The sequence below is a fragment of the Steroidobacter sp. genome, assembly GCF_036402275.1.
Lineage (GTDB): Bacteria > Pseudomonadota > Gammaproteobacteria > Steroidobacterales > Steroidobacteraceae > Steroidobacter.
On sequence record NZ_DASWTF010000041.1, the window covers coordinates 49,957 to 73,753 of the forward strand.

The 23,797-nt window shown below is 61.8% G+C and carries 20 protein-coding genes and 1 pseudogene; 14 read left to right on the forward strand and 7 right to left on the reverse strand.

Annotated elements, in window-relative coordinates; all coding sequences use genetic code 11:
• Positions 1-20 precede the first annotated feature (20 nt).
• The 6 genes from VGD45_RS25545 (at position 21) to VGD45_RS25570 (ending at position 8,102) form a co-directional block, all read left to right on the forward strand.
• Complete coding sequence (locus tag VGD45_RS25545) at positions 21-1,304, forward strand: hydroxymethylglutaryl-CoA reductase, degradative (protein ID WP_331158207.1); 1,284 nt, start codon at positions 21-23, stop codon at positions 1,302-1,304.
• A gap of 10 nt (positions 1,305-1,314) precedes the next feature.
• Positions 1,315-2,550: a CoA transferase gene (locus tag VGD45_RS25550; protein WP_331158208.1), complete on the forward strand. Its 1,236-nt coding sequence runs from the start codon at positions 1,315-1,317 to the stop codon at positions 2,548-2,550.
• 1 nt (position 2,551) lies between these two features.
• A complete protein-coding gene (locus VGD45_RS25555) occupies positions 2,552-3,316 on the forward strand; it encodes an enoyl-CoA hydratase/isomerase family protein (protein ID WP_331158209.1) in 765 nt (254 codons plus the stop codon).
• A 29-nt stretch (positions 3,317-3,345) separates the two neighbouring features.
• The gene (locus VGD45_RS25560; protein WP_331158210.1) at positions 3,346-4,620 is read left to right on the forward strand and encodes a hypothetical protein; all 1,275 of its coding nucleotides are present in this window, start codon (positions 3,346-3,348) and stop codon (positions 4,618-4,620) included.
• A gap of 87 nt (positions 4,621-4,707) precedes the next feature.
• On the forward strand, positions 4,708-7,248 hold the full coding sequence (locus VGD45_RS25565; protein WP_331158211.1) for a CehA/McbA family metallohydrolase: 2,541 nt from the start codon (positions 4,708-4,710) through the stop codon (positions 7,246-7,248).
• On the forward strand, positions 7,248-8,102 hold the full coding sequence (locus VGD45_RS25570) for a formylglycine-generating enzyme family protein (RefSeq protein ID WP_331158212.1): 855 nt from the start codon (positions 7,248-7,250) through the stop codon (positions 8,100-8,102). The genes VGD45_RS25565 and VGD45_RS25570 overlap by 1 nt, the downstream gene beginning before the upstream one ends.
• Positions 8,103-8,217: 115 nt before the next feature.
• Here VGD45_RS25570 and VGD45_RS25575 read toward each other — a convergent pair whose 3' ends face one another.
• The 3 genes and pseudogenes from VGD45_RS25575 to VGD45_RS34450 all read right to left on the reverse strand — a co-directional run.
• Positions 8,218-8,454, reverse strand: coding sequence for a hypothetical protein (locus VGD45_RS25575; protein ID WP_331158213.1), 237 nt, complete (start codon positions 8,452-8,454; stop codon positions 8,218-8,220).
• 71 nt (positions 8,455-8,525) lie between these two features.
• Positions 8,526-10,472, reverse strand: a complete 1,947-nt coding sequence (locus VGD45_RS25580) for a TonB-dependent receptor domain-containing protein (protein WP_331158214.1) — start codon at positions 10,470-10,472, stop codon at positions 8,526-8,528.
• Positions 10,473-10,600: 128 nt separating this feature from the next.
• A pseudogene (locus VGD45_RS34450) lies at positions 10,601-10,726 on the reverse strand (pyruvate dehydrogenase); the annotation flags it as partial.
• Positions 10,727-10,742: 16 nt separating this feature from the next.
• Here VGD45_RS34450 and VGD45_RS25585 point away from each other — a divergent pair.
• Positions 10,743-10,916 carry a TetR/AcrR family transcriptional regulator C-terminal domain-containing protein gene (locus VGD45_RS25585; protein ID WP_331158215.1) on the forward strand — a complete coding sequence of 58 codons (174 nt, stop codon included), beginning with the start codon at positions 10,743-10,745 and terminating at the stop codon, positions 10,914-10,916.
• A gap of 10 nt (positions 10,917-10,926) precedes the next feature.
• On the opposite strand, the gene VGD45_RS25590 is transcribed toward VGD45_RS25585, so the two are convergent.
• A complete protein-coding gene (locus VGD45_RS25590; protein ID WP_331158216.1) occupies positions 10,927-11,592 on the reverse strand; it encodes a TetR/AcrR family transcriptional regulator in 666 nt (221 codons plus the stop codon).
• An 80-nt stretch (positions 11,593-11,672) separates the two neighbouring features.
• On the opposite strand from VGD45_RS25590, the gene VGD45_RS25595 reads away from it, so the two are divergent.
• From VGD45_RS25595 to VGD45_RS25615, 5 genes are all read left to right on the forward strand, one after another.
• Entirely contained in the window at positions 11,673-12,140 is a 468-nt protein-coding gene (locus VGD45_RS25595) for a DUF3237 domain-containing protein (protein ID WP_331158217.1), read from the forward strand.
• 55 nt (positions 12,141-12,195) lie between these two features.
• Positions 12,196-14,196, forward strand: coding sequence for an Ig-like domain-containing protein (locus tag VGD45_RS25600; RefSeq protein ID WP_331158218.1), 2,001 nt, complete (start codon positions 12,196-12,198; stop codon positions 14,194-14,196).
• Between the two features lie 23 nt (positions 14,197-14,219).
• Positions 14,220-16,298: a S9 family peptidase gene (locus VGD45_RS25605; protein ID WP_331158219.1), complete on the forward strand. Its 2,079-nt coding sequence runs from the start codon at positions 14,220-14,222 to the stop codon at positions 16,296-16,298.
• The gene (locus tag VGD45_RS25610; protein WP_331158220.1) at positions 16,295-17,524 is read left to right on the forward strand and encodes an FAD-dependent oxidoreductase; all 1,230 of its coding nucleotides are present in this window, start codon (positions 16,295-16,297) and stop codon (positions 17,522-17,524) included. Before VGD45_RS25605 ends, VGD45_RS25610 begins: the two co-directional genes overlap by 4 nt.
• A gap of 74 nt (positions 17,525-17,598) precedes the next feature.
• Positions 17,599-18,195, forward strand: coding sequence for a TetR/AcrR family transcriptional regulator (locus VGD45_RS25615; RefSeq protein WP_331158221.1), 597 nt, complete (start codon positions 17,599-17,601; stop codon positions 18,193-18,195).
• Positions 18,196-18,200: 5 nt separating this feature from the next.
• Here the strand turns inward: VGD45_RS25615 and VGD45_RS25620 are convergent, their stop codons facing one another.
• Entirely contained in the window at positions 18,201-18,653 is a 453-nt protein-coding gene (locus VGD45_RS25620) for a nuclear transport factor 2 family protein (protein WP_331158222.1), read from the reverse strand.
• Positions 18,654-18,753: 100 nt separating this feature from the next.
• Here VGD45_RS25620 and VGD45_RS25625 point away from each other — a divergent pair, with 100 nt between their 5' ends.
• Positions 18,754-19,722, forward strand: coding sequence for an NADP-dependent oxidoreductase (locus tag VGD45_RS25625; RefSeq protein ID WP_331158223.1), 969 nt, complete (start codon positions 18,754-18,756; stop codon positions 19,720-19,722).
• 80 nt (positions 19,723-19,802) lie between these two features.
• On the opposite strand, the gene VGD45_RS25630 is transcribed toward VGD45_RS25625, so the two are convergent.
• On the reverse strand, positions 19,803-20,186 hold the full coding sequence (locus tag VGD45_RS25630) for a UrcA family protein (protein ID WP_331158224.1): 384 nt from the start codon (positions 20,184-20,186) through the stop codon (positions 19,803-19,805).
• A gap of 216 nt (positions 20,187-20,402) precedes the next feature.
• On the opposite strand from VGD45_RS25630, the gene VGD45_RS25635 reads away from it, so the two are divergent.
• Positions 20,403-22,724: a TPR end-of-group domain-containing protein gene (locus VGD45_RS25635; RefSeq protein ID WP_331158225.1), complete on the forward strand. Its 2,322-nt coding sequence runs from the start codon at positions 20,403-20,405 to the stop codon at positions 22,722-22,724.
• Between the two features lie 6 nt (positions 22,725-22,730).
• Here VGD45_RS25635 and VGD45_RS25640 read toward each other — a convergent pair whose 3' ends face one another.
• On the reverse strand, positions 22,731-23,774 hold the full coding sequence (locus VGD45_RS25640; protein ID WP_331158226.1) for a TonB-dependent receptor: 1,044 nt from the start codon (positions 23,772-23,774) through the stop codon (positions 22,731-22,733).
• Positions 23,775-23,797: the final 23 nt, after the last annotated feature.

The following is a 23,797-nucleotide window of genomic DNA, read 5'->3' on the forward strand; positions in this document are numbered from 1 at the left end:
TAAATATTGGCGAGACGCTCATGACACTCGACTCCCGACTCCCGAACTTCCGCTCGTTGGCTCCCGCGCAGCGTTTGCGCGCGCTGTCTGCAGCCGGCTTCGTCCCGGAGGGCGACCTCGATTTACTCGCCAAGCCCGGCGCACTGCCGAGCGCCGCGGCGGACGGCATGATCGAAAACGTCATCGGCACGTTCGAGTTGCCGCTGGCGGTAGCGAGCAATTTTCTGGTCAACGGCAAAGACGTTGTCGTCCCGATGGTCGTGGAAGAGCCTTCCATCGTCGCGGCAGCGTCGTACATGGCGAAACTCGTGCGCGAGTCGGGCGGCTTCTTCACGTCGAGTACGCCGCCGTTGATGCGATCTCAAATTCAGATCGTGGGCGTCGCCGATCCCCACGGTGCGCGTCAGACCATCCTGCGCGCTCGTGCGGAGTTGATCGAGCTTGCGAACGGTCGTGACAAAGTGCTGGTCGGACTGGGAGGCGGCTGCAGAGACATCGAGGTGCACGTATTTCCTGACACGCCGCGCGGTCCGATGGTCGTCGCGCACTTGATCGTCGATGTTCGCGACGCCATGGGCGCCAACACCGTGAACACCATGGCCGAGGCCGTGGCGACCAGGATCGAAAAGCTCACCGGAGGTTCGGTCCGCCTTCGCATCCTGTCCAACCTCGCCGACTTGCGTCTCGCCAGAGCAAGCCTGCGCGTGTCGCCCGCGGTTCTCGCGACATCGGAATACTCCGGTGAACGTGTGATCGAAGGAATGCTCGATGCATATACGTTCGCCGCTGTCGATCCGTATCGCGCCGCTACTCATAACAAAGGGATCATGAACGGCATCGATCCCATCGTCGTTGCCACGGGTAACGACTGGCGTGCAGTGGAGGCGGGCGCGCATGCGTATGCGGCTCGCAACGGTCACTACACCTCGCTGACCACTTGGGAGCGCGCGAACAACGGCGATCTCATCGGCACGATCGAAGTGCCGATGCCGGTGGGTCTGGTCGGCGGCGCGACCAAGACGCATCCCCTGGCCCGACTGGCATTGAAGATCCTGCAAGTAAAAAGCGCGCAGGAGCTTGCCGAAATCATCGTGGCCGTCGGGCTTGCACAGAACATGGGCGCGATGCGCGCGCTCGCCACCGAAGGAATTCAGCGTGGGCACATGGCCCTGCACGCTCGCAACATCGCTGTCGCGGCGGGCGCTGTTGGGTCTGAGGTGGATTTAGTCGTCAAGCGCATGGTCGAGTTGCGCGACGTTCGGATGGATCTGGCCGTCGAGTTGCTTGCCAAAGCGCGTCAGTGAGGGCATCGCCGTGAGCGCTTTAGAGAACAAAGTTCCACGAGCTCCCGCGCTTGGGCCGCTGCATGGCGTGTTGGTGTTGGACCTCACGCGCGTGGTCGCCGGGCCGTATTGCACGATGATGCTGGCCGATCTCGGGGCGACCGTCATCAAGATCGAGAATCCGCAGGATCCAGACTACGTGAGAACGTTTCCACCGATGGTGCAGCAGGGCGAGGAACGACTCAGCGGATTTTTCGCCCAATACAATCGACACAAGCTGGGCGTGACTCTGGATCTGAAGTCCGCTCAGGGGCGCGAGCTGTTTCTCGACATGGTCAGAAAGGCGCATGTGGTCGTCGAAAACTTTCGGCCGGGCACGATGCGCAAACTCGGCTTGGGGTTCGATGAGCTGCATCGAGTCAATCCACGGCTGATCTACACAGGGATCAGCGGCTTCGGACAAAGCGGCCCGAACTCAGCGCGTCCCGCATACGACAACTCCGCGCAGGCGAGCGGAGGACTATGGTCGATGAATGGAACGCCCAACGAGCCGCAGCGGGTCGGCACCATCATCGGGGATCTCGCGGCATCGTTGTATGCTGCTCTCGGCACCGTCGCAGCGTTACGCGAAGCCGAGGCCAAGGGAGTGGGGAGGCTCGTGGATATCTCACAACAGGACGCCGTATTCACACTGACCGAGAACGCCGTCGTCAACTTCACGACTCAGAGCAAAATTGCACAGCCCCTGGGCAACGACCATCCGTTCGTGCGGCCTTACGGTCGTTACGAGTGCAAGGACGGTTACGTGTTCTTCGGCGCGTACACGGACAAGTTCTGGCAAGAAGCCTGCACCGCGTTCGGCACGCCCGAACTTGCGAGCGATCCCGAGATCGACAGCATGGAGAAGCGCTTCGACCAAGGTGTCTACGCACGCCGTGTCGAACCGATCATTCGCCGCTGGTTTGCGGATAAGACCAAGCAGGAGCTCGAAGCCATTGCGTCCGACCGCTTTCCATTGAGTCCGATCAAGAACATCGCGGAGGTCGTCGAGGATCCGCACATGCAGGCGCGGGACATGCTGGTCGACGTGACCTACGGAGACGCCAAGGTGAAAGTGTTCGGCTCGGCCGTGCATTTGTCTGGAGCGCCTAGCGACGCGGAGCCGAGAGTGCCGCTCGTTGGCGAGCATAACGAGGCCGTGTATCTGAACTGGCTCGGTCTTGACCGGCGCGCCTTCGAATCTCTTCGCGAGAGCAAGGTGATCTGACATGTCCATCGCTTACGACGTCCAGGATGGCATCGCGAGAATCTGCTTCAACCGGCCGGAGAAGCTCAACGCGTTGACGCTCGCGATGTACGACGAGCTGGGCGCTACATTCAATGCGGCCGCTGAAGACGATCGCGTTCGCGTAGTGATCCTCACTGGCGCAGGCGAGCGCGCGTTTTGCGTCGGCGCGGACCTCAAAGAGTCCATTCCCGCCCTGGCGCGCAACGACATCGACATCTCCGCATGGGACGCGGCGCATCTGAAGAACTTCAACATCGACAAGCCCGTCATTTGCGCCGTCAACGGGCTGTGCATGGGCGGCGGCTTCGAGATCATGCTCGCGACCGACTTGCGTGTCGCGTCGAGCACGGCTGTGTTCAGCCTTCCTGAAGTGTCGCTTGGCATCGTGCCCGCGGGTGGCACGCTGGTGCGGTTGGTTCGGCAGATCGGGTACGCTGCCGCCATGGAGATCTTGATGACCGGTGAACGCTTCAGCAGCGAACATCTGTTGCGCGTCGGCGTGCTCAATCGAGTGGTCGCCCCAGAGCAGCTATCGCAAACGGTGACTCATCTGGCCGAGCGACTCGTCCGGTTGAGTCCCACGGCGCTCAAGGTCGTCAAACGAGCGGTCCGAGAACTGAGCGATTTGCCTTTGCAGGAAGCGTTTCGTCGCGAAGCCGTGCTCGGGCAGCTGGCGTTCACGAGCGCCGATGCCAAGCGAGGACTTGCTGCGTTCGCCGAGGGCAAGAGAGTCGAGTGTTACTGATGCCGGGTTGGATGGGCCGATCTTCACTGATGATTGCCATTGCGGCGTTCGCTTCGTTGCCAGTGGCGGCGATGCCGATGCTGGATGGCAAGCACAACGTCGGCGTGATCAAGGCTGAGTTCGTCGATGCGTCACGAGCGCTCGATGCTCACGATCCGGCCAGCGGACCGAGACGGTTGCCCGCCGTTGTCTGGTATCCGACTAAAGGTCGCGGGGGCGCGGCCTACTTGGAAGGCGACAGGGCGACGGTCACGTTACCGGCCATCGCGCGCAATTTTGGTTTCGCAGTAGAAGAACTCCACCCCTTGACGGTCGCGCGCATGGACGTTCGATCGGGAGCGTCTCCGGCGCGGCATTCGCGGGGATTTCCGGTCGTGGTGTTCAGCCACGGTTTCTTTTTATATCCCGAGCAGAACAGCGCGCTCGCCTCGCGCTTGGCCAGTCATGGCTACATCGTGGTGTCGATAGCACATCCAGGGGACGCCGCGGACGTGCGTCTCGAGGATGGACGCATCGTCGCCACCAAGCTCGCCAGCACTGGCGACGCTCCACAGTTTGCCGAGGCGTTCAAGGTTCTGGTCGGAGGGGCGAACCTCGAAGCACGCCGCGAGGCGCTGACCGGATATGCCAAAGCGCTTCCCGCGACACGGATCGGCCGTTCCTTCGCCGAATGGCGCGACGATACGCTGTTCGTTGCCGACGCGATCCTCGATGGGAACGAGCCTCATGCCTTGCATGACGTGCTGGCCGCCGCCGATCGCAGTCGTCTTGCCTTCGCGGGCATGTCCTTCGGCGGGGCGACTTCGGCCACGACATGCAAGCTGGTGAAAGCCTGCCGCGCGGCGGTGAACCTCGACGGTCAGAATTTCGATCCGGATCTCTATGATCGGCCCGTCGAGCGGCCGCTGCTACTGATGTTGAGCGATTGGACGCGCTACAACGTGTTCGAAGGTCAGCCCCGCGAAGCGGATTTCAGCCCGAACGATCTCGCGTACGAATCATGGAGCGAGGCAGGGAAGGGCGGTGACGTGGTGCGCGTCCGTCTGGAGGGCATCCGTCACATGGGATTCACGGACCTTGTGACTCTGCTGAATGGGCCGAAGCGGAAAGAACGCGTGGGCGAGATCGATGGTGACGAGGCGTTGTCCGCGATCGGCGATCTGGTTCTCGCCTTTCTGGATGCGCATGTACGCGATGGCGATGCATCGAGTATCGACCGCGCGATCGACCGCCATCCCGCACTCGAGCGCCACGTGCCAGTGCGCCTGAAGAGTTGGGTGAGCGAGACGAATCAGTCGCCATAGCGACATCGCTGCCTGCATCGCCTTATAACTTTTCTGGCAGGCAAGGCGGCGCGGATACTGCACACTACAACACGGGGTAAGTCGGGAATGGGCCGCATCATCAGCATCATTGCTGCCGGTCTGCTATTAGTTGGCATCGAGAGCGCTGCCCAGAACGTTCCCTATCCGTCGTCCGCGCAGGGCGGCTTCTACACGCACAACTACTATTTCGGGCCTGCGCCGAGCTCGACACCGTGCGCGCCGGCCTGGTCGCCCGACGGTTCGAAGATCGCAGTGGCCATGAGCGGCTCCATCTGGATCGTCGATCCGAGCTCGGGCGGCGCGCGCGAGCTCACTTACTCTCGCAAGTACCACTCGATGCCGGCCTGGTCTCCCGACGGACGTTGGATCGTGTACGTGGCTGACGATGGCGGCGGGACGATTCAGCTGGAGATCGTCGAGGTCGAGACGGGGAAGAGTCGGCCGCTCACCTCCGACAATCAGATCTACATGGATCCCGCGTTCTCTCCCGATGGGAGGCGGCTCGCCTACGTTTCGACGAAGTCGAATGGCAACTTCAACGTCTTCGTCCGCGCGTTGAAGGACGGGCAGTTCGTGGGCGATGAGATCGCCGTCACGCGCGACAACGACTTCGGTCGCGATCGGCTCTACTTCGGGCCAATGGACATGCACATCGCGCCAACCTGGATGTCGGATGGGAAAGAGCTGCTGCTCGTTTCGAATCGAAACGTGCCGCTCGGCTCGGGCAACGTGCTGCGCATGCCGGCGACGGCGAACGGCATCGACCAGGCGACCACGGTGCTTGCGGAACAGACGCTCTTTCGCACGAGACCGCATGTTTCGCTCGACGGCAAACGCTTCGTCTATTCGTCGACGCGCGGCGCCGCAGATCAGTTCAACAATCTGTATGTGCAACCGACCACGGGCGGTGAGCCGTACAAGCTGACCTTCTTCCGGCACGACGCGTTCCATCCGCGCTGGTCGCCGGACGGCGAGTGGATTGCATTCATCTCTAACGAAGAGGGTCTTCCACAGCTGCAACTGCTGGAGACTTACGGCGGGGCGTTGAGAAAGGTCCACATCACGGAGCGACGCTGGAAGCGGCCCATGACCGCGGTATCGGTCAGGACAGTGGACGCAGCGACCGGTCGTCCGACAGCGGCGCGTATTCATCTCACCGCGTCGGACGGCAAGATGTACGCGCCGGAAGATGCATACGCACGCGTCACCGGCGAAGGTGATCGCATCTTCCATCAGGGTGGAACGTTTCGAGTCGAAGTTCCCGTGGGTCCCGTGACCATCGAGGCCGTCAAGGGATTCGAGTACACGCCTGTGAAGACGACTGTGCAGGCGCTCGCCGGTAAAGTCGTGCAGATCGATCTGAAGCTGCAGCGGCTGACCGATCTATCGGCGCGCGGCTGGTACAACGGGTCCACGCACGTCCACATGAACTACGCGGGCAATCTGCACAACACGCCCGCGAACCTGATGATGATGTCGGCCGCCGAAGATCAAGACATGGTCAACACGCAGGTCGCGAACAAAGACAATCGCATCCTCGATTACGACCATTTCATTCCCGGCGGCAAGCCGCACCCGATCTCGACGCCCGATCGACTGCTCGTCGTGGGGCAGGAGTATCGGCCGGCATTCTACGGGCACGTTTTCATGTTCCAGCTGCACGATCATTTGATCAGTCCGTTCACAACCGGCTACGAAGGCACTGCGATCGAGAGCCTGTACCCGAGCAACACGGACATGCTGAGGAAAGCGAAAGCGCAGGGTGCGACGGTCGGATACGTGCACGCGTTCGGCAGCAAAGATCCGCTGAGCACCAATCTCGGCGGCGCCAAGGGCTACATTGTCGACGCTGCGCTCGGGACGACCGATGCGCTCGAGTGGTCTTACCCCGGCATGGGCACTTTCTATCCGTGGTATGCGACGCTGAACAACGGGCTGCGCGTGACGGCCGTCGGCGGCGAGGACTCGATCAGCAGCATGCACATCTCCAAGCTTGTGGGCTCGACGCGAACGTACGTGCACACGGGCGGTCGCGGACTCGACGCCGATGCCTGGTTCGAAGGTTTGCGAAAGGGCCATGCGTTCGTATCCACGGGGCCGCTCGTCGACCTGACGGTGAATGGACGGATGCCCGGCGAAGACGTCAGACTGCCGGCCGTCGGAGGCGAAGTCAGCGTAGAGGCGCGCGTGCAATCGATCACGCCACTCGACAGCGTCACGCTCGTGTGGAACGGCGAGGTCGTCGAGAAGATTCCGCTGTCTGCGGATCGCAGGAGTGCGCAGCTGAGTAAGAACCTCAAGGTCGCGCGTAGTGGTTGGTATCACCTGCGTGCTGAAGGTAAGCGGAATGAACGCTATCCGCTCGATGCCGAGTTCGCACAGGCCTTCACCAATCCGGTGTGGGTGACGGTCGGCGACCAGCCGGTGCGCAACGCGGCGGCAGCGGCGTATTGTTTGCGATGGATCGACAAGCTGCAGCAGATGGCGGAGGCATGGCCGGGCTGGCGATCGCAGCGGGAAAAGGAACATGTCTTTGCGCAGTTCGACGAGGCGCGCGCGGTGTATCGAAAATTTCGTGACGAGGCGACGGTGGGAGGGGTTGAGTGATGAAAAGATTCTGGTGGGGCTCCGCGATGTTCGCTCTCGGCATTTCATGGGCTGCTGCAGCCGATAAGCCTGTGTTCTCGGGTCCCGGCAAGCGGGACTGCGCCGACTGTCCCGAAATGGTCGTCGTGCCCGCGGGAAAATTTCAGATGGGTTCTCCCGATGATGAGGAAGGTCGCAGCACTCATGAGGGCGCGTTGCACACGGTGACGTTCGCCAAGCCATTCGCGATCGGCAAGTACGAAGTCACGTTCGACGAATGGGACGCATGCGTGGCCGCGAAAGCATGCGAGGCGGTGGGGGACGACGGGTGGGGCCGTGGCCGCCGGCCCGTGCTCTACGTCAACTTCGAAATGGCGATGGGCTATGCCAAATGGCTGACCCAGAAAACGGGCAAACAGTATCGCGTGCCGAGCGAGGCCGAGTGGGAATACGCGGCTCGCGCTGGATCGACAACGCGATGGTTTTGGGGCGAGGATTCGAAGCGCGCCTGCGAGTTCGCGAACGTCGGCGATGAGTCGGTGAAGCAGGAACACCCGGAGTGGCCCCGGCACGACTGCAACGATGGTTACGCGAAAACAGCGCCGGTGGGCAGCTTCAAGCCGAACGGCTTCGGCTTGCACGACACCGTCGGCAATGTTTGGGAATGGGTGGCGGACTGCTACAACCCCTCCTACGAAGGTGCTCCCACCGACGGTCGCGCCTGGCTAACTGGCGACTGTGTCAGGCGTCTCGATCGTGGCGGCGGCTGGTATAACAAACCGGAAGCGGTCCGCTCAGCATTGCGATACGCGGGCGACGACCCGACCAGACGGAATAACACGCTGGGATTTCGGGTGGTCAGGACGTTGCCGTAGGAGCTTCCGAGATAGATGCGGGTTAATGTGTCAAAGCGTTGACAGTTATGGATATCTGTCTGCGCTTTGCCACATGGAGCTGTTCACCACTCTGCACGACTCACTCGGGGAGCTTCTAGAATAACTGGTCACGATTCACGATGATGCCGCGGCGGTGGCCTACCCATCCGGCTTCGACTCGAACGCGGTATCCGGCGTACACCGACTCCTGCAGCCAGGCGAGGCAGTCGTCCAGCGTGACGACGGTCCAGTCCGGGAGTTGGCAGGGAATATCGCGCTGCTGCCCGGCAATCTCATACACATCGTTCCAGGCTTCGACCCAGCGCATTTCGATATCGGCGTTCGCTGTCATCGGGCGGTCCTTGCAGGAGTGAGTCGTCGGCTGGCATCGCTGCTGCGAATATGCCACATCATCGGCGCCGTTCAGAACTGCATTGTGAGTAACACACGAATGGAACGTTGTGGCACGTAATCCAGAGTCTCGCCTGGCGCAGGCTTCCATGCGAAGGTGTCGAAAGCATTCAATAGCTGAGCGCGCACGACAACCGGGCGGCCCGAAGCTTGGAGGCTGTAACGAGCGCCCAGGTCCACTACAGTCGAAGCTTCAGTTTCGAGCTGCGTGCCGGTCGCGGCATTCAATCGGGAGCGCGCAGCCCGCTCGCCGAGATGCTCGACTGCTACATCGAAGCTCAGCTGCCGTGAAAGCTGGTAGTTGAGGGCGGCAACGGCCCGCATTTCGGGAACACCTGGCGGCCGACTGCCGATCGACCCGGCATCGACACTGGGCCCTACGACGCGCGCATCGGTATAGACGGCGCCGATGACCGCGGACAGATTGGGCAGGAGCGAGCCGGACAAGGACGTCTCCACACCACGATGGGTCACTTCACCCAGAAAAGAGAATGAATCGGTGACCGCGTCGATTCCGACGTGAGGTTTACGCGTTTCGAAACCGGCCACGATCAACGTCACGTCGTCGAGAGCATAACGCAAGCCGAGTTCCCGCTGGTCAGCTATCGCGGCCTCCAGCACGGCGTTCGCGTTCGCAGCCGTAGAAGGCGCTACGCCGGCTTCCTCCAGGCCGCGAGTGTAACTGCCGTACAACTCCAACCTGTCCCGGACAGTCAACACCGCGCCAAGGTTGTACAACCACGGCGCCGACTCATTGGAGTGGACGGTGCCCGCGTCGTTTGTGAACTGTTTGGAATAATCGGAATACAAAACCCCACTGCTGATTCGCAAGCGTCCCGGTAGCGCGATCTGGTAGCTCAGGCCGAGGCCATGCTGGTCGATCGTGTCGCGCAGCCGGGCGGCGCTCGCTCCCATGTCGGGTGCCGCTACCGCTTGCGCGGATTGCCCCAACAGGGTCTGGCCTACGGTAATTACACGTTCGCCACCGAAGCGGCTCTGCGAATCCCGCAGCCGTGCGTCCATGGCTATACTGTGAGCCACGTGTCCAGTTTGGATGATCCTGCCGATGCGCACCTCGGCGGAATAGGAGCGAGAACGCTGCTCTGGCGAGACGACTACACTGCTCTGCGCAAGCCCATCCTCTGCGACGTTCGAGAACAGTTGCGTGAACTTGTTGTCCGGCGCTTCCTGCGAAAACACGCCAGTGGCTCGTAACGTCCAGTGTTCGTCGAGATCGAGATCCGCCAATGCGCCCACGATGCGTCGGGCGCCTGCCTCGCTCGCCCACGATTGTCCAAGGTAACGCCCACGCTCGATCTGAGCCGGCAATGCTGTTGCGTTCGGCGCCAGGCTCACACGGAATCTCCCATTGCGCTGGTAGCGATACTCGCCGCCGAACAACTGCAAGCGGGCATTGGCGAGCGTGGCTCGCAACGTGCCGGCCAGCAGCAGGTCGCTGCCTTCTCCGCCTTGTTCGTCGGCCCATTGGAACCGCCGGCTCGCGCCCATCGACGTGGAGAACGTGTCGGCCTGGTTGCGATATTTGAAATGCAGCTCGCTGAACGGTTGCTCATACGAGTCGACGCCGACGGTGACGAGGCTGGGCTCGTCGCGCGATGGGTCGCGAAGCTTGTAGTCGACGACCCCGGAGGGACCGGGATGATCCAGCGCCAGGGCGTTGTAACCGATGCGGACGACGGACTTCTCCAGGAAGAAGCTGCTGACGCCGCCGTTCTTCACGAAGTAACGGCCGTTGATTCGATAGTTGCCCGCCGCTTCGAGGCTGAATCCGCGGACCGAAGTCTGATCGTAGATGCCGACGGATTCGTCGCCCTCGCTGGAGCCGAAGGCATCTTCGGCAACGGCGACCGCATTAGCGGTCGCTTGCGCGCCGGCGTGCTCGGCCAGCATCGACAACATCAGGAACGTCAATCCTTTGACCCCGGTCCGCGCTCTCACATCGGCTCCCCGCCAGAACTACGAGGCGCGACCGTAACTTCGTTCTAACGTTCGGCGCCCTCCGATTCTTGCGGGGCAACGGCGGTCTCGACGTCGATGCCATACCTTTGGATGGCGTCGCTCACCTGAACGGCAGCGCTGCGGCGCTCTGGCAGGAACTGCCGGATCTGATCCGCGAAGATTCGCATATAGTCACTGGCTGCGATGATCGGGCCGGCATGCGAGGCGAGGCACTGCTGCACGTAGAGGCGAGGCGCGAAGGAAATCGACGTGACCGGTTGCCAGGCTGCCGCCGATCAGTTTGTCGGCATGATTCGCGGCAACCTGCATCTTGCGGTTGTGTTACGCATCCGGCCGGCGCCAGCGCCAGAGGAGCTGCACGCCTTCGTCTCCAAGGCGGTTGCAACTTTCTTGCACGGCATCGTTGCCACACGCAAAGGCTGAGCGGACTGTATTAGTCAGCGGCGCCTTTGCTCGAGCGTTTCGGCGGCGGCATTGCCCGAAGGGTGCGACGGGCGCGCTGAAAGATCTGCGGGTCCTTGTAAAGCTGGAACAGCAGGTTCGTGCCGGTCACCAGCGCCATGATCTCGAAGCTCATTTGCGCGACATCGGTGTTCTTCGGCAGATGTCCCGCCGCCACGGCGTCGTGCAATACATTATCTAGAAAGGCGCTGCGCTCCGCCGTGCTCTTGAATACCCGGTCGCGCACCGGGCCGGTTCGATCGTCGAACTCGGAAGAGGCCGCGGTGAAGAAACATCCGCCGTCCATCGCGTGGCGCTGCACGTACTCGAAGTAGTGCTCCATATACGCACGTAGCTGTGGCGCACCGGGCGGGCTCGCCGTCGTCGGTTCAAGGACCTCGCTGCGATAGACGTCCCACGCGGAATCGATCGTTGCGATCTGCAGCGATTCTTTCGAGCCGAAGTGAGCAAACAGTCCCGCTTTGCTCATGCCTACTTCAGTTGCAAGCCGACCGATGCTCAGCGCTTCCAGCCCGTCCGCCGCGGCGATACGACGCGCGGCATCCAGGATCTCGCGGCGTGTGCTCGCGCCGTGCGCACGACGGCGATCCGTCGGCGGCGGGGCCTTGCTCGTTTTGGCAGGAGGAGTTCTTTTCATAATGACTTTAGCTTAGCAAGGTTTGACGTACGAACGATCGTTCGATTAGAGTGCGGACGTTCGTATTGGCAGGAGCACGGATGACCGCGCCGTTTTTGAATCTCGAGCCGCTTTTCGATCTGCACATCAAATTACGTAAAGAGGTGGAGCAGGTGGGATCCACGCCGGAAGGGCTTCGCATCCATCTGTTCGTCGATGAAGGCGAATGTGTCGGCCCCAAGGTGCGAGGTCGCCTGCGCCGCGGAGGCGGGGATTGGTTCGTGCTACGTCCGGACGGCGTCGGCCTTCTGAACGTGCGCTGTACGATCGAAACACACGATGGTGCGCTGATCTTCGGCGAGCACCTCGGCCTGCTCGAGTTCGGCGAGCGCGGCTATGAGCGCTTCCTCAGCGGTCAGCGCTCCGCATCGCTTCCCGGCAAGGTGGCTGCTCGCTACCACACCGGCGGGGCACAGTACGGCTGGTTGAACCGCGCGGTTTGCGCGGCGTCCGTGCAGGCGGACTTGCAGCGGCTGGAAGTCGACTACCGGATGTACCTGCTCGCCTGAGCCACAGCTGGCGCGCGGACACGCTCAACTTTTCATCACTAACGGAAGAGACATCATGGAATTCGCGAGACGTTCGATCGCGTTCGTCATTGTTTGTGTCGGGTTGTTATTGCTTTCGGGCTGCGGTGGGGACGGCGACGACGGTTCGTCCGGAGCCATCGAGTCTATTGCTGTGACGGCAGACAGCCTCACGATCGGCACGGCGACCACGCAGAGCTTTACTGCGACGGCGCGAGATAGTCGCGGCAATGCCGTGAACGGTGTGACTTTCACCTGGTCTTCCAGCAACGCCAGCATCGCGACCATTGGCGGCGATGGCGTCGCGACCGGCGTCGCGCCTGGTACGAGCAACATCACGGCGAGCGCGCAAGGCGTCACCAGTGCGCCCGTTTCGGTGACGGTGGTGCCAGCGACTCGGATCACGGGCACAGCTGCGATCGGAGCACCGATCGTGGGCGCCACAGTCACGCTTAAGGATCGGCAAGGCATCCAGCGTACAGCGACGACCGGCGCGGATGGGCTCTTCATCATTAACACCACCGGGCTGCAGCCGCCTTTTCTGGTCCGGGTCCCACCGCTGGGAACGGGCAGCACGCCGCTGTACAGCGTGAGTATCGATAGCAATGCAAGCGGCGTCATCAACATCACGCCATTCACCGATGTAATCGCGCGTTCGTGGTACGGCGCACGGAATGTATCCATCGACGTCGCGTTCCAGGACCCGTCGCGCAGCCCCGTAGCCTCGCCGGAATCGTTGCAGACCGTACATTCCATCGTTCTATCCACCTTGCAGCGCTGGCTCGAGCAGTCGGGCGTGGATGTATCTTCGTTCAATCTGATCGCGACCGCTTTCGATGCGGATGGAACGGGCGTCGATCAAGTCTTGGACCGGACGACCGTGAGCAGCGGCACGCTCGTGATCACGGACGGCGTCACCACTCAGCGCAGCACATTGGCCTATGACGCCACACAGGCTTCGCTGACAGTACGGACTGAAGTTTCCGGTCCTCACGGCACGAACAGCTCGGTGGCGCGCACCGTCCTTGCTTTGAGCGCGGACGAGCAGGCGGCGGTGAACGCAGTGAAGGCAATGCTGGTCCAGTTCGGCCAGGCAATCGCCGCCGTCGAGGACGAATATAGGGATCGCGACAGCGTCATGGCGTTCTACGCTGAGGACTATTTGAATGCGGGGCGCGAGACGGTCTTCGATGTAGGCTATCTGCTCCGACCGTTCAAAGGCTGCGATGTCTCGTATCGGCTTCGTAGCATCGATGACATCGACACGGCGGCGGGAGAAATGACGCTGACACTCGATCGCACGGTGAGTGGCCAAGAGATACCCACACAGACCGAGACAGTGCAGCACTCCTTCAAGCGGTACGGCGCCAATTGGTTGTTCCACGGAGATCAGCGGATCGCTGGAGTCACCGTGCAAGCGGAAGCACGCACGTATCAGGGCGCTGTCACGAACGGCTCGGGTACCACGGTGGTCGCGCGCCTCACCGACGACGTCCAGGTTGCGAGCCACCACGTGACGGCCTCCATGGTGAGTGGGGGCGAGCTGTGGAACAACGCTCCCTTGAATATCGTACCGGGCTTGATCTATCTGACATACGAGCGGGATAGCGGTCCTTTGAGCATACCCGTGCCCGCGGGAACGCCGTTCGCAATGACGGTGGAGGAGTTTCAAGGGCCCACCGTGACGTATCAGCTCAGCAGCAACGCGGTCACGACGGAACGTATTGCGATCACCAATCTGACGAGTCACGCACTCGCCGACGCGCTGGGCCGGACGCTCGACATCGAATGGACGTTGCCGGCGAGCTATGAGGTTCAGACGGTGACGCTCGTGCGCTACATGCATATGCTGAACGGCTTCGACGGGAAGGCGTTCTCGAACGCAGAGAAGAAACCGCTGCTTCCGTCGACCGCCACGTCGGCGCAGCTCGCCATCCCAGCTGACTGGGGCTCGCATGCGATCACGGGTGTGGACATCCACGTGATCGTTGAAGGCGTCAACGGTGAGCGCAGCGTGGCGATATACTCGTTCCGGTAAGGACCACGAATCGGAACCAGGGAATGAAACGGACAGTCTTGTCGGGTGTCGTGGCGCTCGTCGCCACGACAGCCTTTATCGCGAGCCACGATGTCGCGTGCGCCGAGGAGCGCTCGGCCTTCACGGTGGAGGATCTGCTCCGGCTCCGGCGCCTTTCGGATCTGCAGGTGTCGCCCGATGGTCGATACGCCGCATTCACCGTCAGCGAAACGGACATCGAGACGAATCGAAGTGGCACCAGCCTGTGGCTGCTGGATCCGCAGGCGCCCACGGGCAGTCCGCGCCAAGTCAGCGTGAGTGATCACGATGAATGGAACGCGCGCTGGATGCCTGACAGTCGCGGACTGTACTTTCTTTCCGATCGTTCCGGCAGCGTGCAGGTGTGGCGCTCGAAGCTGGATGGGGCGGAGGCGACTCAGATCACACGCCTGCCGCTCGATGTACAGGCGTTGAAGGTAGCGCCACGCGGCGATCGTTTGTTGATCGCGCTCGAGGTCTTTCCGGACTGCGCCGACTTGGACTGCTCGGCTCGTCGTATGCAAAGGACTCCTGAGCCGCGCGGCACGGGCCGAGTCTACGAGAGGCTGTTTGTTCGCCACTGGGACCGATGGAAGGACGGAAGGCAGTCTCATTTATATAGCCTGCGGCTTACTTCCGCCGGGACGGCCGAGGCTCCAGTCGATCTCACGCGTGCACTCGATGCAGACGTGCCTTCGAAGCCGCGGGGCGGCGACGAGGAATTCAATTTCAGTCCCGACGGCTCGCGTGTGGCATTCACCGCGCGCATCAAAGGAAAGACGGAGGCGTGGTCCACCAACTTCGATGTTTATGAAGTCGCAGCCGATGGCAGCAGCGAGCCTCGCAATCTCACATCAAACAATCCGGCGTGGGACTCAGCACCGACCTATTCGCCGGACGGTCGCGTGCTCGCCTGGAAGGCGATGCGGCGGCCGCAGAACGAGGCAGATCGATTTCAGCTGGTCTTCAAAGATGTACGCTCCGGCAATGTTCGAACGCTCGCAGCCGACTGGGACCGCTCAGTGGATCGGTTCGCATTCTCGCCCGACGGACGCCACATCCTTGCGACGACGGATCACCTCGGACAGCACGTGCTGTGGAAGATCGACGCGCGCAGTGGTGCGGTCAAGCTGTTGGAAACAGAAGGGCAGGTCACCGAATTCGGCGTCGCGCGGCAGAACATCGTGTACGCACGCTCAGCGCTCGACAGCCCCGCGGATCTGTATCTTTTGAATCGCGACGGAACGTCCGAGCGCCTGACCACGTTGAATGCGAGTCGTTTGGAGCAGCTCCGGATCAGTCCCTTCGAGCAGTTCACTTTCCTCGGCTGGAACGCCGAGCGCGTGCATGGCTATGTGATGCAACCTTATGGATTCGAGAAGGGACGAAAGTATCCGGTTCTGTTGATCGTGCACGGCGGTCCGCAACTCAGTTTCGGCAACGGCTGGAGCTATCGCTGGAATCCACAGGTGTACGCGGGCGCAGGGTACGCGGTGGTGTTCATCGACTATCACGGCTCGACCGGTTATGGCCAGGCATTCACGGATTCGATCACTGGCGATTGGGGCGGCAAACCGCTCGAGGATTTGCGGATCGGCTTGGCTGCCGCGATGGCGACATACCCCTGGCTGGACCGCGAAAGCGTCTGCGCGTTAGGCGCCTCCTACGGCGGCTACATGATGAATTGGATTGAAAGTCAGTGGTCCGATCGCTTCCGCTGTCTCGTGAACTATGCCGGTGTGTTCGATGTGCGTGGCATGTACTACCAGACCGACGAGATGTGGCTGGATGAGTTCGAGCTCGGCGGACCTGAGTTCGGCGTGCCAGCCAGCTATGAGAAACACAATCCGTTGCGCCACGTCTCGTCTTGGAACACGCCCATGCTGGTCGGCCATGGCCAGCAGGATTTCAACGTTCCTTATGAGCAGGGCATTTCAACCTTCACGGCGCTTCAGCGTCGCGGCATCGAGAGTCGACTGGTGATCTTTCCGGACGAAACACACTTCATTCTCCAGGCGCGTAACCAGCTGCAATGGCAACACGAGGTGCTCGCATGGCTTGACCGGTGGCTGCGAACTAGATGAGCGCAGGAGATCGTCGCGTTCTGATTTCGGGCGCGGGTATTGCGGGGCTGGTCACGGCATACTGGCTGAAACGCCATGGTTTCAATCCCACAGTCGTGGAGCGGGCGCCCGAATTGCGGGCCGGCGGTCATGCCGTGGATCTGTGGGGATCGGCGGTCGATGTCATCGAGCGAATGGGTTTGCTATCCGCCGTGGAGACCGCACGTACGTTGAATGACACCGGCATCACGATTGTGCCGGGGCGCGAGCCGCTCAAGATGTCACTCGCCGATCTTGCCGTGCGTATTGCCGACCGGCATGCCGAAGTCATGCGTGGCACGTTGGTGAAACTGCTCTACGAGCGTACCCGCGATGAGGTTGAGTGCCTGTTCGGCGACAGCATCCGCGCAATCGAAATGCGGACGGATGGCGTCCGAGCAAGCTTCGAGCGTGCGCCCACCCAAACGTTCGACCTCATCGTCGGCGCCGATGGGCAGCACTCGACGGTGCGGCGGCTCGTGTTCGGAGAGGAATCGCACTTCAGCCGCTACTTGGGGGCGTACATCGCCGGGTGTTCGTTGCCCAATGACTGGGTGCCGAGCGGCCATCTCGCGCGCTATGTCGCCCCAGCAAAAACCGTGACCCTGGCTCCCATTCGCCAGAGTGGCGAGCTTGCGGTGGGCTTTCTGTTTCGCCGCCCGACGGAGCTTCGGATCGAGCATGACGACATCGAACGTCAACAGCAGTTGCTGCGCGATGTATTCGCAGGAGAGGGCTGGCATGTGCCGAGCCTGCTCGCGCAGTTACCGAAGGCGCACGATTTCTATTTCACCCCGGTGAGCCAGATCCGGATGCAACGCTACTCGAGCAATCGTGTCGTGCTCGTCGGGGATGCGGGCTATTGTCCGGCACCTGCTGTTGGAGGCGGTACGACCTTGGCCGTCATCGCGGCGTACATCCTAAGCGGTGAAATGGCGCGGGCAGGCGGCGACTACGCTGCCGCGTTACAGAGCTATGAGCGTGAGATCGCATCCGCAGTGGAGGCAAGTCGTCATGTGGGGCCTTCACTCATTCGGGCGCTGGTTCCACGACGGTCGATAGAAATCTCGTTGGGCATGCATATCGCGTCGTTCGTGCGTGGCTTGCCGCCCTGTGTGCGTCGCTGTGTGCCACTGATTCCCCGACGGGCGCTGCGCGGCTTGCGTGAAGTGGCATCCCTCCGGCTCAGAGATTACGAGCGCACCTGAGCAGGGACACTTGCAGTTCGCGATGCGGGCGGGAAAAATACAGACCTGTCTACATGAGCAGGGTGCCGAGCGTCATGAGCGAGCGTGTTCCCCAGGTTCGCGGCCTGGCTGTCCGAGAGAAGATTCTTTCGATGGCCGATGAACTGTTTTATCGGGAAGGGCTGCGCGCTGTCGGCGTCGACACCCTCATCGCAGAATCCGGCGTGGCGAAAACCACCTTGTACCGCTGGTTTCCGAGCAAGGATGCCTTGATCGCCGCATTTCTCGAGCGCCGGAATGCCCAGTTCTGGGCGCAGTGGGATCGGATTGCCGCGAAACACAAGGAAGATCCGCGCGCCGAGCTCGATGCCCAGTTGGGATGGATCGCGCGATATGTCAGTGGCCCCAAATATCGCGGCTGTCCTTTCATCAATGCCGCCGCCGAGCTTCCGGACCTCGCCCATCCTGGTCGCGAAGTGTGTATCGCCAACAAACAGAAATTATCGGAGCGGCTGCTCAAACTCTGCACGCAGGCGCGGGTCAAGGAACCTCGACTCCTGGCTGATCAGCTGCTGCTCTTGATCGATGGAGCGTTCGCAAACGCGCAGGTGCTGGGCAAGTCGGGTCCCGCCAGCTTGTTGGCAGCGGCGGGGAAAGCTTTGATCGACGCCGCGGTGCCGCGTCGCCGTTGAGGGTTTCAGCCAGTGTGCTGAAACGCTTCCGCGGGAAGTCCGGCCTGTCGGGCGACATCCGCGAGATCGAAGTGAAAGCTTTCCCAGAACACTTTCTCATCGCGAAAGCGGAACAAGATGAAGACCGGAGTGCGGATCCTCTTGCCATTCGGTGGATCGCCGCGAAAGGAATAGGCCGGAGTGAATCGGATCTCGCCCCAGGAGCAGAGCGTCTCTCCATCCGCCGCCTGGCCGTGAAGGTCGACCTCGTAGTCCGGCGCGAAACGAAAAAACGTCGCCAGACTGTTTCTCAGCGCTGCGTGGCCCTTGGCGCGAGAGAGGACGGGCGGCGACAGTAACTCTCCGTCCGCATGATAGATGGTGAGGGCGGCCTCGAGATCCTGCCGGCTTTTCACGGCCGCTAATTTGCTGACGATGGATTTCATCTGCTCAACCGGCAATGTTTGCAACACACTCATCTTCGGTCTCCTTGGCTCGGCCTCTGGCGTGTTTTGTTGTTGACAACAATACGGACAGGTCTGTATCTATGTCAAGGTCGAAAAGGAATGGAGATCGCCGATGTCAGCAGCCATGCCATCCGTTCAAATGCGTGCGATTCAGCAGCAGGCTTGGGGCGGTCCCGAAGAGCTGAAGCTGGTCAACATCGACCGGCCGGCGCCGCTTCCTACGGAAGTGTTGGTGCGCGTGATTGCGGCGGGAGTGAATCCTGTCGATATATTCACGCGAGAAGGTCGCGCGTATATGCGTGCGTTATCACTTCCGCACATTCCGGGCTGGGATGTCTCGGGCATCGTCGAGGCGGTGGGCTACGGGGTCACGCGTTTTCGTGTCGGAGATGAAGTGTTTGGAATGCCGTGGTTCCCTCGACAGGCGGGAGCCTACGCGGAATATGTGACCGCGCCAGCGCGACACTTCGCATTGAAGCCACAGAAGCTGAGTCACCTGGAAGCCGCGGCGCTGCCTCTTGCGGGCCTGACCGCCTGGGAGATGTTGCACGATGTCGCTCATGTGAAAGCGGGTCAGCGCGTGCTCGTGAATGGCGGAGCGGGCGGTGTCGGGCATCTCGCCATTCAGATCGGCAAGAGTCTGGGCGCCTGGGTGATCGCGACGGCGCGATCGGAAAAACACCGGTTACTGCGTCAGTGGGGCGCGGATGAGGTACACGACTACACAATCGCCGACCCGGCGGAAAGCATCGGCGATGTCGACGTCGTGATCGAACTGGTCGGCGGCGAGACCTGCGTGCGACTGCTCAAGGCGCTGCGTCCTGGAGGTTTGCTCGTCAGCGCACAAGCGGCGTGGGCACCTCAGCTTCATACCGAAGCCGAGCGATTGAAAGTGCGCGCCAGCTGGTACCTCGTGGAACCGAATGGTGGGGCGCTCGGAATATTGTCGACCCTCGTTCAAAGCGGGCGCCTGACGCCCCACATCGACTGTACCTTTCCGCTCGCGGAAGCGCAGGCGGCCCAACGTTTCGTTGCGAGCGGCCGAACCATTGGCAAAGTTGTCCTGACCTGCCAGTCCTGACAGCTTCAGCCGCCGGCCCCGCGCCGAACATTCGCAGCTGTCTGGCGCGGGGCGGCGTCGAGGCCGGTCGGGTCCGGCCTTCACTGATCTTTTGCCACCCGCGACAGTGGCTCGGTCTTGCCTGTCCGGCTCAGGTGATAGGCAGTGAGCCCGGGCTGGTCGATCTTTTCGACGGACTGCGCAATCGCCTGGTTGAAGCAGGTGCGCCATTGGGCTCTCTGCATCCCCTTGCCGTCCTTGAACGGCGCACAGACCGTGGTCGCCGCCATGCGCAGGCGGCCGTACAGGGTTCGGGCGCCGGCGTCGCTATTCATGTTGAGATCCGCATAGCTCACGACCTTCGTCAGTGGCTCACCATTGCTCGGGTCTGCCTTTACAGGAGCGGTCAGTGCGACACCGCAGGCGAGCGCCGTGAATACAGTGTGAAGACCGATGCGAGTCGAGATGTGGGATTTGGCGTTCATGACCGTCTCCTCGATTTGTCCGAAGGGTTCAAGCCCTCGCCAGTTGCGCTCGATGCGCGTTCCGGCGATGGAATGAATGTGAAGAAAGGCGGTCCGCCGTGCATGAAGCGCGGTCCAATATCAGCCCAAGATTTCGCGAAGGGATCCACTGCCGCTTGAAGCAATGGCGAAGCTACGGTGTAAGCTCGCGGCGAGGGCTCCTGGACAGTAGCGGCAATGTCATTGGCGTCTCATCCATCGGTCAGTCTGGCAGCCGCCCAGTATCGTGTCGGCGATCTCACGATCGATCTCGGCTCTCAGCGGGTCACGCGCGGCGGCGACGTGATCCCGCTGCCGAAACTTTCCTTCGACCTGCTGCTCGCACTGACCCGCGCTGCACCCAATCTCGTCTCAATCGACGGACTGATGCACGAGGTGTGGCCCAATCTCGTCGTGAATCCCGAGACCGTCAGTCAGCGTGTGAAACTGTTGCGAGACGCGCTTGGCGATAATCCTCATGCGCCGAGATACATCGAGGGACTTCGCGGCCGCGGCTACCGGATGATCGCGCCGGTTTCGCAGATTGCGTCGGGTCCCGCCGAACAGGCGGGCGAACCCCCGGTGTCCGCGCCCGAACTGTCAGAGCCTCGCTCGTCCACGCGTGTGCGGCATTGGATTCCAGTCGCAACGATCGGAACCATTGTGCTGTTGGTGGCGGCCGCCACCTTCGTGATCACGCGTATGGTGGAGTCATCCAAAGAGACGCCGACATCCGTCACGGTGTCGGCGCTGCCGGACCACACCGTTGCTGTCTTGCCGTTCGCGAATTTAAGCAACAACGCGCAGGATGAGTTCGTCGCGCTCGGTATCGCCGAGGGAGTATTGCATCGGCTCGCGGCGATCCGTGACCTCACACTGATCGCGCGAACATCGTCGTTTTCATTACGCGGCAAGCCCGCAGATGCCCGCGAGATCGGGCTCGCGCTCAACGCACGATATCTGGTCGAAGGCAGCGTGCAACGCCGAGAAAACCGACTCCGCGTCAGCGCACAGCTCATTGACGCGGCCACCGGCGTACAGATGTGGTCGCTGCGCTTCGATCGCACGATGGATGACATCTTCGCGGTGGAGGATGAGATCTCCCACAGCGTAGCTGGCGCGCTCGAGGTCAGCCTCACGCAGGGAACGCATCCCTTTGCACGCTTCGGCATCGATGCCTATCTGGCCTTCCTGCGGGGTAAAGCGCTGGTTGCGACGCGCAAGGTAGCGGATGCCGAGCTTGCGATTGAAAGCTTCTCGCGCGCCATCGAGCTCGCGCCCGATTTCGCGGCAGCATATGCGGCTCTCGCCGACGCTCACATGCATCTCGCGCTCATCAATGGAGTGCTCGGCACTGAATCCGACGCCACGGTTGCTATACAGCATCGGGCACAGGCCCTGCTCACGCGCGCCTTGCAGCTCGATGAATCCCTCGGCGAGGCGTACATCGCCCGCGCCAATTTGAAGCAGCTCGAAAAAGACGACAAAGGCGCGGAAGCTGACTATCGCAGAGGTCTGGAGCTCAGCCCGAACGATGCCGTCGGGCATGAGCACCTCGCGGATTTCCTGTCCCAGCAAGGACGCTTGGAAGAAGCACTGGTCGAGATCGATCAGGCGCGACGCATCGATCCACTCTCGCCCAGGAACCACTACATCAAATCCTTGATCCTGGCCGATATCAACGGCCCGCTCGCAGAACGTGAGGCGCTGCTCCTGCAAGCGCTGCGAGTCGCTCCGAATTTCCATCCCGCCCTCGCGCGCCTGGCCGTAGTGCGCGCTGCGCAGGGCCGCCTCGCCGAAAGTGCGGCGCTCGCCGAGCAGGCTGTTGCCATCGATCCGCGCCAGCCGTGGATCGTGACGCGCCCCGTTCATTTTTATCTGGAACTCGAGGACGTTGAAGCGGCCCGGAGGTTTGCAGTGGAACAGGCGGAATCGGTGCGCTGGGCGTTATGGCTGCCCATCTGTCTCTACGAGCGCAAGCCGGAGCGCGCTGCCGAGATTCTTCGTGCACACCCCGAGCGTTGGTCCGACGGCTTGTCGGAGGATGTTGAAGCGTATGTGATTCGCGATGCCGCTGTTCTCAGCGGGCGTCTCGCTAAGGCAAAAGGCGAGCTTGCGCCGCTCTACCATGAGGATGGCGCGGCCAAGACGATGGTTCAGGCGCAACTCAGCCTCGCTTTGGGGGATAAGCGGGAAGCAGAAAGGCTGGCGCGCAAAGTGCTCGATCTCGACCCTCATCCGGTGCGCACCACTGCGCAGGCGATGGCGTTTGCAATCCTCGGTGAGCACGAGGCGGCGATCGATCGTCTGGCGCAGACGTTCGAGCAGGGCGGGCGACGCTGGTGGTACACGTTCGAACGAGAGCCTGCATTCGAATCGCTGCGCGGCGATCCGCGCTTTCAAGCGCTCGCCGCGAAGGCTCGAATGCGGGCGGCTACACAGCGCAAATTGCTCGAGCAGATGCGCGAGCGGGGCGAGGTGCCGCGTCGGCCGGCTAGTGCGAGCCCGACGCCGTGTTGATGCCCATCAGCGGAATGCAAAGCGCAGCTCTACGAAGTAGGTTCGTCCCAACAGCGGGTAGGCGCCCGCGTCGGTGTTGGCGTTCAATTCGTTATCGACGAACGGCGAATCCTCGTCTGTGACATTCGTGATGGCCGTCCGCAACGACAGTCCGCCGCGGAAATCGTATCCACCCTCGAGATCGTGGAAGAGTGCGGAATCCACTTCCCTCATGTAGGGATCGAACACGATGCCAAAGATGGGAAGGTTGCCGATGACTGGCTCGCTGAAGCTCCCCACGTACTCGACGGCATAGCCGGCGTGCCACGCGCCACGCCAATCGACATGACCCCACGAGCGCCAGCGAGGCAGGGCGCTCGGCAGATCGATGAGGCGGATCTGGCCGGCGCGCTGAAATATCTCGCCATCCGGGAACGGTTGCTCGTCCCACTGTTCGAGATATGTCGCGACGAGACCGATGTCGATGTTTCCAAAGCGCGTCATCGCGTCCAGATTCACGGCGGCGTCGATGCCGCTGGCTTCGACTCGTCCCACGTTGCGACCGACGGTCGAAACCAGGGCAGGGCGGCCGTCCGGGAAACGACGTATCGCTGCGCATACTTCGGGGCTGCCGCGCTCGGCGCACTCGAAGAGCACCGTGTCGACGTCCGGACGCCCGATGAATCCGCTGAGCTCGATATTGAAAAAATCGACGCTCGCGGACAGACCCGGCGCCCACGTCGGCGTGTAGACGATGCCCGCGCCGAGGCTGTGTCCCGTCTCGGGCTGAAGGTCAGGATTGCCTTCTCGCACGACGCCGAAATTTTCGTCTGCCTGTACATACGTGCCGCCCGGCACGCCGTTGGCTGCGCAATTCACCTGCTGTGTGGGCGTCGGCTCATTGCCGCACGGATCGAAACCGGTGCTCACCTCGACTGCACGCGACTGATAGAGTTCGAACAGACTCGGCGCACGGAATATTTCGGAGTACTTCGCACGAACCGTGATCTCTGGCATGGGCTGCCAACGCAGACCGGATTCCACCTCACACCAGCCGACGATCGCGCGCATGCGACCAACGTATCGAGTAACAC